Annotated in this window: 4 protein-coding genes and 1 pseudogene; 3 read left to right on the top strand and 2 right to left on the bottom strand. The window is 62.0% G+C overall.

What is annotated here, in order from left to right; all coding sequences use genetic code 11:
- Window positions 1–302 precede the first annotated feature (302 nt).
- Together NL116_RS21090 and NL116_RS21085 are read right to left on the bottom strand one after the other, a co-directional pair.
- Entirely contained in the window at window positions 303–2,129 is a 1,827-nt protein-coding gene (locus NL116_RS21090) for a glycoside hydrolase family 15 protein (protein ID WP_494373876.1), read from the bottom strand.
- Window positions 2,122–2,922, bottom strand: coding sequence for a glucose 1-dehydrogenase (locus NL116_RS21085; RefSeq protein ID WP_494373875.1), 801 nt, complete (start codon window positions 2,920–2,922; stop codon window positions 2,122–2,124). The genes NL116_RS21090 and NL116_RS21085 overlap by 8 nt, the downstream gene beginning before the upstream one ends.
- 256 nt (window positions 2,923–3,178) lie before the next feature.
- On the opposite strand from NL116_RS21085, the gene NL116_RS21080 reads away from it, so the two are divergent.
- From NL116_RS21080 to NL116_RS21070, 3 genes and pseudogenes are all read left to right on the top strand, one after another.
- Window positions 3,179–4,351, top strand: coding sequence for an MFS transporter (locus tag NL116_RS21080; RefSeq protein WP_494373874.1), 1,173 nt, complete (start codon window positions 3,179–3,181; stop codon window positions 4,349–4,351).
- Between the two features lie 101 nt (window positions 4,352–4,452).
- Window positions 4,453–5,187, top strand: a complete 735-nt coding sequence (locus NL116_RS21075) for a thioesterase II family protein (protein WP_494373873.1) — start codon at window positions 4,453–4,455, stop codon at window positions 5,185–5,187.
- A 244-nt stretch (window positions 5,188–5,431) separates the two neighbouring features.
- Window positions 5,432–14,455 (top strand): annotated as a pseudogene (locus tag NL116_RS21070) (amino acid adenylation domain-containing protein); the annotation flags it as partial.
- Between the last annotated feature and the right edge of the window lie 27 nt (window positions 14,456–14,482).

Raw genomic sequence — 14,482 nt, 5'->3', positions numbered from 1 at the left:
GGACAGCTCCGCTGTACCCGTTGTTGCTGGATGTTAGGGGCGGATGTAACGACTGGCAACAAGGTATTTCGGGCTGTAGGAATGGGGCGTGCTGGGGTCAAAGGGGAATGTTTGTTTAATTTTTGTAGGAGGGTTGGCCCAAGTGCCCGCAAATGCTCGCCAGCGTTGGGTTGGTATGTCTTGGGAGGGTGTTTAAGCCTCTTGTGGGCAAGCTTCGTTCCTACAAGCGGCAGCGTAAAACGGGAAATTTCTGACGGGCTTTGTCGTTAATGGGTGTGGGAGCTGATGGCCGCACCAGGGTCTCAAGGCTGCCAAAAGCCCTTCTCCCCACTCAGTTTCCGATCGAGAAAACTCGCCGCGCTGATCAGCGCCAAATGGGTCAATGCTTGCGGCGTGTTCCCAAGATGTCGCGCATGTCTGTCCAGCTCTTCGGCATACAGCCCCAGCGGGTTGGCATACCTCAACAACTGTTCAAACTCCAGATGGGCCTTTTCCACCTGACCGGCCCGCGCCAGGCATTCGACGTACCAGAACGAGCACGCGGCGAAGGCGCCTTCGGTGCCGTCGAGGCCGTCGATACGGCTGTCGTCATTGCGATAGCGGTAGACCATGCCGTCGCGCACCAGGGTTTTTTCGATGGCCTGGAGGGTGGCGAGCCAGCGCGGGTCCTTGGCGCTGACGAAGCGCACCAGCGGCATCAGCAACATCGAGCCGTCGAGGGCGGTACCGCCGATGTGCTGGACGAAATGGCCGCGTTCTTCGTTCCAGAAGTTTTCCCAGATGTCGGCGTAGATGGCCTGGCGCATCTGGTCCCAGCGGGCGAACGGGGCGGGGAGTGAGCGTTTCGAGGCCAGGCGAATGGCGCGGTCCAGTGCGACCCAGCACATCAGTCGCGAGTGCAGGAAGTGATGCTGCTCGCCACGCATTTCCCAGATACCGACGTCTGCCTGCTGCCAGGTTTCGCACACCTGATCGACCACTTCCACGGTGTGTCTCCAGCCCTCGTGAGAAATGGCCTCGCCATATTTGTTGACCAGATAAATCGCGTCCATTAACTCGCCGAAGATGTCGAGCTGGATCTGATCATAGGCACCGTTGCCGATGCGCACAGGCGTCGCGCCGCCATGTCCGGACAGGTGCGCCAGTTCGACCTCCGGCAGTTCCTGTCGACCGTCCATGGCGTAGAGAATGTTGAGCTTCTTCGACTGGCCATGACAGTCGCTGACCCGACCGCGCAGCCAGCGCATGTAGTCGTTGGCTTCCTGGACGAACCCCAGGCGCATGAACGCGTAGACGGTAAACGAGGCGTCGCGGATCCAGGTGTAGCGATAATCCCAATTGCGTTCGCCGCCGGGAGCTTCCGGCAGGCCAAACGTGGCGGCGGCGAGAATCGCGCCGTGTTTGCGCGAGGTCAGCAGCTTCAGGGCGAGCGCCGAGCGGTTAACCATTTCCCGCCAGCGACCGCGATAGTTGGACTGACCGATCCAGTCGCGCCAGAACTTCAGGGTGCGCTCCAGGCACAGGTCGGCGGCACCGCCCTCAAAGCGCGGGTCGTCGAGTCCACCGAGCAGGAACTGCGCACTCTCATCTTGCTTCAGGGTGAATTCGGCCACCGCTGCATCGCCATCAACTCGCATTACCTGATCCGATGACAGACGCATGGACGGTTGATCGGCAGCCTCGAACGTCGCGTCTTTTTTGTCCATCCGCGCACGGGTCTTGGCGCGAGCGTAGTCATGACACACGGCGCAGTGCATGTGAAACGTCGCCTCACCGCTGACCACCCGGACCCTTCGCATTAACATCGGTAGATCGTCTTCGGTGTCGCCGATGGGCAGCAGGTCGGTGACTTCGACCACCGCGCGATCACTGAGCCAGCGGGTTTGCAGCACGTTGGTGTCCGGCAGGTAAATCTGCTCGCGACGGGCATCGGGCAAGTCCGGCGCCAATTGGAAGATACCGGCCTCGGGCGTATCCAGCAGCGAGCAGAAAATCGACGGGCTGTCGAATTCCGGCCAGCAGAAAAAGTCCACGCTGCCCTTGTCGTTGACCAGCGCAGCGCTGCGCATGTCGCCGATGATGCCGTGGGCGTCGATGGCGCTTTGTTGTTCGGGATGAAGATCAGCCATTGCCGCGAAACTCCGGATAGAGGCTCATGCCGCCGTCGATGAACAGGGTGGTGCCGACGATGTAGTCGGAAGCATCTGAGGCGAGAAATACCACCGCGTTGGCGATGTCTTCGACGTCGCCGATACGCCCATAAGGAATCAGTTTGAGCAGTTCTTCAGCGGCCGCCCCTTCGGTGGCCGCCCGATTGATCGCCGTGCGAATCGCCCCCGGTGCGATGCCGTTGATGCGAATGCGCTGGTGGCTGACTTCCTGGGCGAGGGTTTGCATCAGCATGTCGACGCCACCCTTGGACGCGGCGTAATTGACGTGACCAGCCCAGGGAATGCGCTGGTGCACTGAACTCATGTGGATGATTTTGCCGGCAGCACGGGACACCCCTTCGCGAACGCCTTGTCGGTTGAAAATACGCAGCGCGGCGCGGGCGCAGAGGAACTGGCCGGTGAGGTTGACGCCAATGACTCGGTTCCAGTCATCGAGGCTCATATCAACCGCATTGGCGTCTTTTTGCAGGCCGGAATTGGCGACCAGAATGTCCAGTGAACCAAAGGCATCGAGGGTTTGCGCGAACAGCCGTTCGACGTCTGCTTCTTTGGATACGTCAGCGCCGATGGCGATTGCCCGCCCGACTTCTGCATTGATCTGCCGGGCCAATTCTTCGGCCGGAGCAGGCTGGGAGTTGTAGTTGATCACCACGGCGGCCCCGGCAGCAGCCAAGGCTCTGGCGGCCCCGGCGCCGATGCCGGAGCTGGCGCCGGTGATCAGGGCTACTTGTTGGGCGAGGGAGATCTGCATGAAGGTTAGCGCCTTGCGGTGAGGGCCTAACTAGCTGACCGGTTTGAGCGCTCTAGAGTTCATTTGCCGGGAGGGTGATGGTGATTGTTCTGGCCTCATCGCAAGCAACCTCGCACACGGGGGGTGCGTCGTTCACGCATCCAGCGTGGGAGCGAGCCAGCTCGCGAAGGGACCTTCACATTCAACCAACAATTCCCCGCTTTCCCCTCAATCAGCCTTATGGCAATTTGCAGACCCCTGTCGAGACCCGCAAGCCATGGCTAATCCTTACCGCGCTCTGTTCAAAGCCCCTGGCAGCCGAGCCTTCGTGCTGGCCGGCATGATCGCGCGCATGCCGATTTCCATGACCGGCATCGGCCTGATCACCATGCTCGCGCAATTGCAGGGTGGCTATGGACTGGCCGGTGCTGTGGCGGCGACGTTTGCTCTGGCCACAGCCTTCTGTGCGCCACAGGTCTCACGATTGGTCGACCGCTACGGCCAACGCCGGATCCTGCCGATTTCGGCGCTGATCGGTGGCGGGGCGTTGTTGTTGGTGTTGCTGTGCACCCGTTTGCAGGCGCCGCACTGGACGCTGTTCGTGTTCGCCGCGCTGGCCGGTTGCATGCCCAGCATGTCGGCGATGGTGCGGGCACGCTGGACCGAGGTCTATCGCGGCCAGCCCGAACTGCAAACCGCCTATGCCCTGGAGTCGGTGCTGGACGAGGTTTGCTTTATCGTCGGGCCGCCAGTGTCGGTGGGCTTGTGTGTGGTGGCGTTCCCCGAGGCTGGACCGCTCGCTGCCTTGTTGATGTTGGCGATCGGCGTCACAGCGTTCGTCCTGCAGCGCGACACCGAGCCGGCCATTCATCCCTATGAAGAACACCAGCAAGTCTCGATCATACGTTCCGTCGAGATTCAGTGGCTGATGCTGCTGATGGTCGCCATGGGCATCATTGTTGGCGTGGTCGATGTGGTCAGTGTGGCGTTCGCCCAGCAGCAGGGCCAACCGGCGGCAGCGAGCATTGTGTTGTCGGTGTATGCGATTGGTTCATGCATCGCCGGGCTGGCGTTCGGGGCCTTGCGCTCGAAGGTGCCCTTGCCGCGATTGTTCCTGTACAGCGGGGTGGCGACGGCATTGACGACGCTGCCGTTGTTGCTGGCGAGCAACATTCTCGGGTTGTCGTTGGCAGTGTTCGTGGCCGGGCTGTTTTTTGCGCCGACCTTGATCGTCGCCATGGCCCTGGTGGAGCGCATCGTGCCGCCGGCCAAGCTGACGGAAGGCCTGACCTGGCTGGTGACCGGGTTGAGTATTGGCGTGGCGGTTGGCGCGGCGAGCTCGGGATGGCTGGTGGATGCGTTCGGGGCGCGTAGCGGGTTTTGGGTGGCGATAGCTGCCGGTCTGGTTGTCCTCATTTCCGCCGTCCAAAGCTTCCGTCATTTGAAATAACCAACGCCCTGCAGGCTCACTCCTACCAGGGGGATGTGTACGACTAATTCTCCTCGGCGCTCATCCGTTCCCTTGATAGACACCTTTTCGAGGTAAGCCCGGTGACCCAGCTGACATTGCTGTGCCTGCCCTATTCAGGCGCGAGCGCCATGGTTTACAGCCGCTGGCGGCGCAAACTGCCGGAGTGGCTCACACTGCAACCGGTGGAACTGCCCGGCCGTGGTGCGCGCTTTGGCGAACCATTGCACACCGACATGCGACGCCTGGCGCTGCAACTCGCGCAGGAGCACATCGCCACGCTCAAAACCCCTTACGCGATATTCGGCCATAGCCTGGGCGCCTTGCTCGCCTGTGAACTGGCCCATGCGTTGCGCTCGCTCGGTTGCCCGGAACCAGTGGCGCTGTTCGTTTCAGGCACCGCCGCGCCGACGATGCGCGCTGAATATGATCGCGGTTTCGCCGAGCCGAAAACCGATGCCGAGCTGATCGAGCAACTGCGCACGCTCAACGGCACCAGCGAGGAAGTGCTGGCTAACGAAGAGCTGATGACCCTGACGCTTCCGGTTTTGCGTGCTGATTTTCTGCTGTGCGGACGCTTCGAACCGCAGCAACGCCCCTTGCTTCAATGCCCGGTGCACGTGCTCGGCGGCAAGGCTGATCGCGCGACCACGGAACAGCTGATCGGCTGGAGCAAGGAAACCCACGGCAGTTTTTCCGTGGACATGCTCAGTGGTGGTCACTTCTTCATCCATGAACACGAGGCCAAGGTGCTGCGGGTGATCAAGGATCAGCTCGACATCCACCACCGCCGCCACGCCATGGCTGCCAGCGCCTGACACGATCCCTGTAGGAGCTGAGCTTGCTCGCGATGGCGGACTAATATTCAACATTGATATCGACAGATACACCGCTATCGCGAGCAAGCTCGGCTCCTACGGGGTTCACTTCACATCCCGCCTCAACCCTCGCTATTTCTTCCTTCCTGATACTTGTTCTCATTCGTTAATTTTTCCGGTGTGCATTCGTTTTATAGGGACGACGTGCCTTTGTGCTTCCCGCCACTGATCCGGATGCTTAGAAATGAATGCTGAAGACGCCTTGAAACTTGCTCGCCGGTTTATCGGGTTGCCCCTGGAAAAGCGCCAGATGTTCCTTGCGGCCTTGCACAAGGAGGGCATTGATTTCGCCCGGTTTCCCATCCCGGCCGACGCCTGCGCCGAGGATCGCCAGGCCTTGTCCTACGCCCAGCAACGCATGTGGTTTCTCTGGCAGCTGGACCCGCACAGCGGCGCGTACCACCTGCCGGGCGCGGTGCGCCTGACCGGGCGGCTGAATCAGCCCGCGCTGGAGCAAGCGTTCGCCAGTCTCGTTGAGCGTCACGAAACCCTGCGCACCGTGTTCCAGCGCCAGGCCGACGACCGCTTGCTGCAAGTGCCGGCCAGCGCGCCGCTGGTCATCGATCAGGCGGACTTCAGTGCGCTCCCGGGCACGGAGCGCGAACTCGCCGTCGCACGAGCCGCCGAACAGCAATCGGTGCTGCCGTTCGATCTGTCAGTCGGCCCGTTGCTGCGCGTCACCTTGCTCAAACTCGCCGAGCAGGAACACGTACTGCTGCTGACCTTGCACCACATCGTCTCCGACGGCTGGTCGATGAACGTGCTGATCGACGAATTCATCCGCTGCTACGACGCGTTCGACGCGGGTACACAATCGCCACTCGCGCCATTGCCGATCCAGTACAGCGACTACGCCCTGTGGCAACGCCGCTGGCTGGAAGCGGGTGAGCAGGCGCGCCAACTCGATTATTGGCAAGCACAACTGGGCAACGAACACCCGGTGCTGGAATTGCCCATCGACCACCCGCGCCCGGCCATGCCGAGCTATCGCGGCACGCGTTACGAATTTGCCGTCGATGCACAACTAGCCGAACAGCTGCGGGCCACCGCGCAGAAACACAACATCACCCTGTTCATGCTGTTGCTCGGCGCCTTCAACGTGCTGCTGTACCGCTACACCGGGCAGACCGATATCCGCGTCGGCGTGCCGATTGCCAACCGCAATCGCGCCGAGATCGAAGGCCTGATCGGCTTCTTCGTCAACACCCAGGTGCTGCGCACGCAACTCGACGGTCAGACCCGCGTCGACGACTTGTTGCGCGCCATCAAGGAAACCGCGCTCGGTGCCCAAGCCCATCAGGATTTGCCATTCGAACGTCTGGTCGAAGCGCTGAAACTGGAACGCAGCCTCAGCCACACGCCGCTGTTCCAGGTGATGTACAACCACCAGCCGCAGGTTGCGGACATTGCCACGGTCAGCACGGCGTCTGGCCTCGCGCTGGGCGTGATCGAGTGGGAAGGGCGCACTACGCAGTTCGACCTAACCCTCGATACCTATGAAAAGAGCGGCAAACTGCATGCAGCGTTGACGTACGCCAACGACCTGTTCGATGCCGACACCATCAAGCGCATGGCGCAGCACTGGACGCGTCTGCTGCAAGGCATGGTCAGTGATTCGACGCAACGCATCAGCGATTTACCGCTGCTGGATAGCGCGGGATACCAGCGCATCGTGCAGGACTGGAATTGCGCCGACGAAAGCTTTGCACAGGACCGGTGCATTCATGAACTGATCGGCCAGCAAGTTGCCGCCAGTCCGAATGCAGGGGCGGTAACCTTTGGCACCAAGCAGCTGACTTACGCCGAACTCGACATTCAGGCCAATCGCCTGGCGCACAAACTGATCGAATTGGGCGTCGGCCCAGAAGTGCGCGTTGGCGTAGCGATGCAGCGCTCGGAAAACCTGTTGGTGGCATTGTTGGCGGTACTCAAGGCCGGCGGCGCCTACGTGCCGCTGGACCCGGACTACCCGGCCGAACGCGTCGCCTACATGCTCGAAGACAGCCGCGCCTTGGTGCTGCTGACAGAACAATCGGTCGCCGCAACATTGACCGTGTCAGCCGATACCCCAGTGTTGCTGCTGGACGACAACACGTGGGCTGAGTACCCGCCAACCGTCCCCGAAACGGGCGTCACGCCGGACAACCTCGCTTACGTGATCTACACCTCCGGTTCCACCGGCCAGCCAAAAGGCGTGGCCATCGCCCATCGCAACGTACTGGCGCTGATCGACTGGTCGGCATCCGCCTACAGCCGCGAAGACATCCAAGGCGTGCTGGCCTCGACCTCGGTGTGCTTCGACCTGTCGGTGTGGGAACTGTTCGTGACCCTGGCCAACGGCGGCTCGGTGATCATCGCCCGCAACGCCCTGGAGTTGCCGCAACTGCCGGCGCGAGATCTGGTGCGCCTGATCAACACCGTACCGTCGGCGATCAATGCGTTGCAGCGCGACGGGCAGATCCCGCCGAGTGTGCGCATCATCAACCTGGCCGGCGAGCCGCTGAAACAGAGCCTGGTGGACGCGCTGTATCAGCAGCCGACCGTCGAACACGTCTACGACCTGTACGGCCCGTCGGAAGACACCACGTATTCGACCTGGACCCGACGTGCGGCCGGCGGCCGCGCGAACATCGGTCGACCACTCAAACACACCGCCAGCTATTTGCTCGACGCCGAACTGCAACCGGTACCGCAAGGCGTGTCTGCCGAGCTCTATCTGAGCGGCGCGGGCATCACCCGTGGTTACCTCGCGCGGCCGGGCATGACCGCCGAAAAGTATGTGCCGAACCCGTTCGCCAGCAACGGCGAGCGCCTGTACCGCACCGGCGACCTGACGCGCTTTCAGGCCGATGGCACGCTGCAATACGTGGGACGTATCGACCATCAGGTCAAGGTCCGTGGCTTTCGCATCGAGCTGGGTGAAATCGAAGCGCGACTGTTGCAGCAGGACACCGTGCGCGAACTGGCGGTGCTGGCGCAGGTCGGGGTCAACGGCCAGCAATTAGTGGCCTACATCGTGCCGAACGATCCCGCGTTGCTGGTCGATATCGACGCTCAAGCGACTCAGCGTGAAGCATTGAAAGCCGCGCTGCGCCAGCATCTGCCGGATTACATGGTGCCGGCGTTTCTGCTGTTCCTCGATCACCTGCCGTTGACCCCCAATGGCAAGCTCGACCGTAAGGCGTTGCCAGCGGTTGATGGCTCGCAGCAACAACGCGAACACGTCGCGCCACGTAGCGCACTGGAAAAATCCCTCGCCGTCATCTGGCAGGACGTGCTGGCCATCGACAACGTCGGTCTGGAAGACAACTTCTTCGAACTGGGCGGCGATTCCATCGTGTCCATGCAAGTGGTCAGCCGCGCGCGTCAGGCCGGGATCGTGTTGAGCCCCAAGGACCTGTTCCAGCACCAGACCATTCGCAGCCTCGCTCAAGCAGCCCGAAGCGGCAAACACGCATTGAACGACCAAGGACCGGCAATCGGCGCGGTGGCGTTGGCGCCGGTGCAACAATGGTTTTTCGAACAGGCAATCCCGGAGCGCCAGCACTGGAACCAGTCGCTGCTGCTGGTACCGCGCGAGGTGTTGAGCGCCGAGGTGCTGGGCCACGCCCTTGAGCAATTGCTGACCCACCACGACAGCTTGCGCCTGCGCTACGAGCAAACCGCTGAAGGCTGGCAGCAAACCTACGCCGCGCCGACTACGGAGTCGGTGCTGTGGCAGCGTCAGGCGCATTCCGTCGACGAACTCAACACCCTGTGCGATGAAGCCCAGCGCAGCCTCGATCTGCAAAACGGCCCACTGATGCGCGCGCTGCTGGTGGCGATGGCTGACGGTATGCAGCGCCTGTTGCTGGTGATTCATCACCTGGCGGTGGACGGTGTTTCCTGGCGCGTACTGCTGGAAGATCTTCAGCAGTTCTACAGAGACGGCCACGTATCGTTGGTTAAAACCAGCACCTATCAGCGCTGGGTCGCCCGTCTGCAAGATCATCTTCCAGCCTTTGAAACCAGCTTGGGTTACTGGCTGAGCCAACTGAAAGACGCAGCGAATAATCTGCCCTGCGACCGCCCGAACGGCGCAATGGAAAACCGTTTCGAACACAAAATCGAGCTCAAGCTCAACGCCGAACACACCCGCAAACTGCTGCAGCGTGCCCCGGCTGCCTATCGCACCCAGGTCAACGACTTGCTGCTGACCGCCCTGGCGCGCGCGGTTTGCCGCTGGAGCGGGCAGGGCAGCGCGCTGATTCAGCTCGAAGGCCATGGCCGCGAAGACCTGTTCGACAACATCGACCTGACCCGCACCGTGGGCTGGTTCACCGGTCTGTTCCCGGTCAACCTGGTGCCGTCGAGCGATCTCGGCGCCTCGATCAAAACCATCAAGGAACACTTGCGCGGCGTGCCGGACAAGGGCCTCGGCTACGGCGCACTGCGCTACCTCGGTACTCCGGAAATGCGCGCCGAGCTCGCCGCGCTGCCGCAACCGCGCATAACCTTTAACTATCTGGGGCAGTTCGACCGCCAGTTTGACGACGCCGCGATGTTCGTGCCGTCCACCGAAGGGAGCGGCGTGGCGCAGGATCCGTCGGCGCCGCTGGGCAACTGGCTGACCGTCGAAGGCCAGGTCTACGGCGGCGAGTTGTCATTGAGCTGGGGTTTCAGCCGCGAGATGTTTGACACCGCGACCATCCAGCGTCTGGCGGACGACTATGCGCAGGAGCTGACAGCGCTGATCGATCACTGCTGCGCCGTTGAAGTGCCACAAGCCACGCCGTCGGACTTCCCGCTGGCGCGCATCACGCAAGCACAACTCGACGCATTGCCGGTCGCGATGCTTGAGGACCTTTATCCGCTGTCGCCGATGCAGCAGGGCATGCTGTTCCATACGCTCTACGAACCGCAGGTCGGCGCGTACATCAGTCAGTTGCGCCTGGACATTCAAGGCCTCGATCCGCAGCGCTTTGCCCTCGCCTGGCAGACTGCACTGCAATGCCACGACATCCTGCGCAGCAGCTTCCACTGGCAGGGCCTCGACTCCGCGCATCAGGCGATTGTCCGTCAGGTGGCGTTGCCGCTCGAGGTGCTGGAAGCGATCAACACCGATACGCTCGCCGATACCGAGCGCGCCCAGGGTTTCGAATTGGGCTGCGCGCCGCTGTTCCGCTTGAAACTGGTCCGTACCGACACTGACGCCTGGCACCTGATCTACACCAGCCACCACATTTTGATGGACGGCTGGAGTAACGCGCAGCTACTGGCCGAAGTAATCCACCAGTACGCCACCGGGCAATCGCTGCCCGCACCCACCGGGCACTACCGCGATTATCTGAGCTGGTTACAGCAGCAATCCGCCGATGCTGGCGAGCACTTCTGGAAAGCCGCGCTGGCGCCGCTGCAAACGCCGACCCTGCTCGCCGAAGCCTTGCGTCCACCCGTGGGTGCCGAGGGCAATGAAGTGTATCGAGTGGCCCTCGACCGTCGCGCCACCCAGCGTCTGGCCGACTTCGCGCGTCAACAGAAAGTTACCCTCAACACGCTGCTGCAAGCGGCATGGAGCCTATTGCTGCACCGCTACACCGGTCAGGATTGCGTGGTGTTCGGGGCCACCGTCGCCGGTCGTTCGGCGCCGTTGCCGGGGATCGAAGAACAACTCGGGCTGTTCATCAACACGCTGCCGCTGGTCTGTGTGATGAAGCCTGCGCAAACCGTCAGCCAATGGCTGGGCGAGCTGCAAGCGCTGAACCTGGCCATGCGTGAGTTCGAGCATGTGCCGCTTTACGACATTCAGGGTTGGGCAGGGCAGCAGGGTTCGGCGCTGTTCGACAGCCTTCTGGTGTTCGAAAACTTCCCGGTCGCCGAAGCGCTGAAGCAGGGTGCGCCGGCCGGGTTGTCGTTCGGCAACCTGCACAACCACGAACGCACGCACTATCCGCTGACCCTCGGCATCGAACTGGGCGAAGGTTTGAACCTGGACTTCAGCTTCGACGCGGCACGGTTCAGTGCGGCGCAGATCGCTAAGTTGTCGGCCAACCTCAAGCATCTGCTGATTCAGTTGATGGCGCTGCCAAACGCGGCTTTGGGTGCGCTGGAATTGCTCGATGTCGAGGGCAAAAATGCGCTGCTTGCGCTCAGTCAGCCGGCCCCGATTCAGTTATCCACCACCTTGTTGGTCCACGAACAAATTGCCGCTCAGGCCGTCGCCACTCCGCAAGCGCTGGCGTTGCAAGTTGACGGCCAATCCCTGAGCTACGCCCAGTTGAATACCCAGGCCAACCGCCTGGCCCATCGCCTGATTGCAAACGGCGCCGGCCCCGGCAAACGTGTCGGGCTGGCACTGCACCGTGGGCCGCAACTGATCGTCAGCCTGCTGGCTGTGCTGAAAAGCGGCGCGGCGTACGTGCCGCTGGACCCGAGCTACCCGGCTGAACGCCTGGCCTACATGATCGACGACAGCTGTCTCGACGTGCTGCTGTGCGAATCCGGCCTGCTGGAAAATGCTAAAGGCGTGCGCCGTCTCAGCCTCGATGACAACACCGGCTTCCCTGAACACGATCCGCAAAACCATGCGGTTGCCGAAGACCTGGCCTACGTCATCTACACCTCCGGCTCCACCGGCCGACCCAAAGGCGTGGCCATTGCCCACGCCGCGTTACGTGAGTTCTGCCAATCCGCCGCCGACTATTCGGTGCTGTCGGCGGCGGACCGCGTGTTGCAGTTCGCGACCTTCAGTTTCGATGGCTTCGTCGAACAATGCTTCCCGACGTTGTGCGTCGGCGCGGCGTTGATCATGCGTGGCGATGCGCTGTGGGATGCCGGGCGACTGGCGGCTGAAATCGTCCAGCAAGGCGTGACCGTGGCGGACTTGCCAGCGGCTTACTGGTACTTGCTGGCCCGCGACTGCGCGAGCGGCGTGGTGCGCGATCTCGGCAATTTGCGTCAGGTGCATGTCGGCGGCGAAGCGATGTCGGTCGAAGGTTTGCGCTTGTGGCATCAGGCTGGATTGATCCACGTGCGACTGCTGAACACCTACGGCCCGACCGAGGCGACCGTGGTGTCCAGCGTGCACGAATGCCGTCTCGAGGATGCCAGCGATGCGTTTGGCATTCCGATTGGCCGCGCCATCGCCGGACGTGCGTTGTATGTGCTGGATGCTTCCGCTCAATTGCTGCCCGACGGTGGCGTCGGCGAGCTGTGCATCGGTGCATCGGCTTGCCTCGCGCAAAGCTACTTCAATCGCCCGGCGCTGACCGCCGAACGCTTCCTGCCAGATCCGTTCGCCCGTGAGCCGGGTGCGCGGCTGTACCGCAGCGGCGACTTGGTGCGCTACAACGCTGAAGGGAATCTGGAATACGTCGGCCGTATCGATCACCAAGTGAAGATTCGCGGTTTCCGCATTGAAATGGGCGAGATCGAAGCCTGCCTGCAAGCCCGCGAGGACGTGCGTGAAGCGGCGGTTATCGCCCAAGACGGGACGCAACTGGTGGCGTATGTCGTGGCCAGCGATGCGCTTGTTTCTGAAACTGACTATCTGGAACGGCTCAAGGCTGTTCTGCGTCAGTCGTTGCCGGAATACATGGTGCCCAGCCACCTGATCCTGTTGGCCAGATTGCCGCTCAACACCAACGGAAAGCTGGATCGCGGAGCCTTGCCGCGTGTTGAGTCCAGCGACGTACAGCGTGACTTCGTGGCCCCGGCCCAAGGGCTGGAAACGCAGTTGGCGTTGATCTGGCAGGACGTGTTGCAGGTCGAGCGAATAGGCCGCAACGACCATTTCTTTGCACTGGGCGGTCACTCGTTGCTGGTGCTGCAGGTGATCTCGCGGGTGCGTCAACAATTGCACCTTGAACTGTCGGTGAACAGCCTGTTTTCGGCTGCGAATCTCGCGGATTTTGCCGAACGAGCAACGCTGGCGAACGTCAGTGGCCAACCGATCCTGCAACCTGCACCGGTTGATCAACCGCCGATGCTGTCCTACGCCCAACAGCGCCAGTGGATTCTCTGGCAGCTGGCCCCGCAAAGCCCGGCCTACAACATTCCCGCCGCGTTGCGCCTCAAGGGCCTGCTCAACCTCAATGCCTTGCGCCAAGCCTTCGCGCAATTGCAGGCCCGTCACCAAACCCTGCGCACCACCTTTGAACAGGATGACCAGCAGGCGCGCTCGGTGCTGCACGACACGTTGGCGCTGCAACTGGAGCAGCGCACGCTCGATCAATCGTCGGTCGACAGCGCGGTGGCGGAAGAAATCGCCCGGCCGTTTGACCTGCGCAATGGCCCGCTGTGGCGGGTCTTGCTGTTGCACCTAAACACCGACGAACTCGTGCTGGTCCTGACCGTGCACCACATCGCCGCCGATGGCTGGTCGATGCAGATCATGGTCGATGAGTTCAGCGCTTTATATCAGGCGGCTGTCGACGGTCGCGCTGCCGGTTTGGCCAGCCTGCCGGTTAACTACATCGACTATGCCCGCTGGCAACGCGACTGGCTGGAGGCCGGCGAGGGCGCACGGCAATTGGCATGGTGGAGGGAACAGCTGGTCGGCAGCCAAACGCCGTTGGAATTGCCGAGTGAACTGACCCGTCCGGCCCGTCGCTCCGAGCGTGGCGCCAGCCTGATGCTAAACGTGGATCGAGAACTGCTGGCCGGTTTGCGCCAACGTGCCCAGGAACACCAGGTCACGCTGTTCATGCTGTTGCTGGCGAGTTTCCAGACCTTGCTGCATCGCCAGAGCGGGCAAGCGAGCATCAGCGTCGGCGTGCCAAGCGCCGGGCGTTCGCGCCTCGAAACCGAAGGACTGATCGGCTTCTTCATCAACGCCCAGGTGCTGCGTGCGGAGATCGACGGACAGCAGCCGTTCAGTGCGTTGCTGCAGCAGGTCAAACAGGTTGCCCTGGATGCGCAAGCCCATCAGGACGTGCCGTTCGAGCAACTGGTCGACGCCTTGCAACCAGACCGCAGCCTCAATCACCACCCGTTGTTCCAGGTGCTCTACAACCACCAGCAGCAGTTGGGCGCCAGCGTCGAGCGCAACGTGGCCGGTTTGCAGGTTGAGCGTTTGCACTGGCAGCAGCAGACCACCCAGTTTGATTTGGTACTCGACACCCAGGAGCAAGGCGAAGCGCTGGATGCCTGCCTGACTTACGCCACGGATCTGTACGACGAAGCGTCGATGCAGCGCTTCGGGGAGCAATGGCTGAACCTGCTGCGCGCGGTGGTCGATGATCCACAGCAACGCGTT

Source organism: Pseudomonas sp. FBCC-B1667, assembly GCF_059133255.1.
The sequence above is the reverse complement of the archived record's forward strand: the minus strand, read 5'-3'. Positions and strand labels throughout refer to the sequence as shown.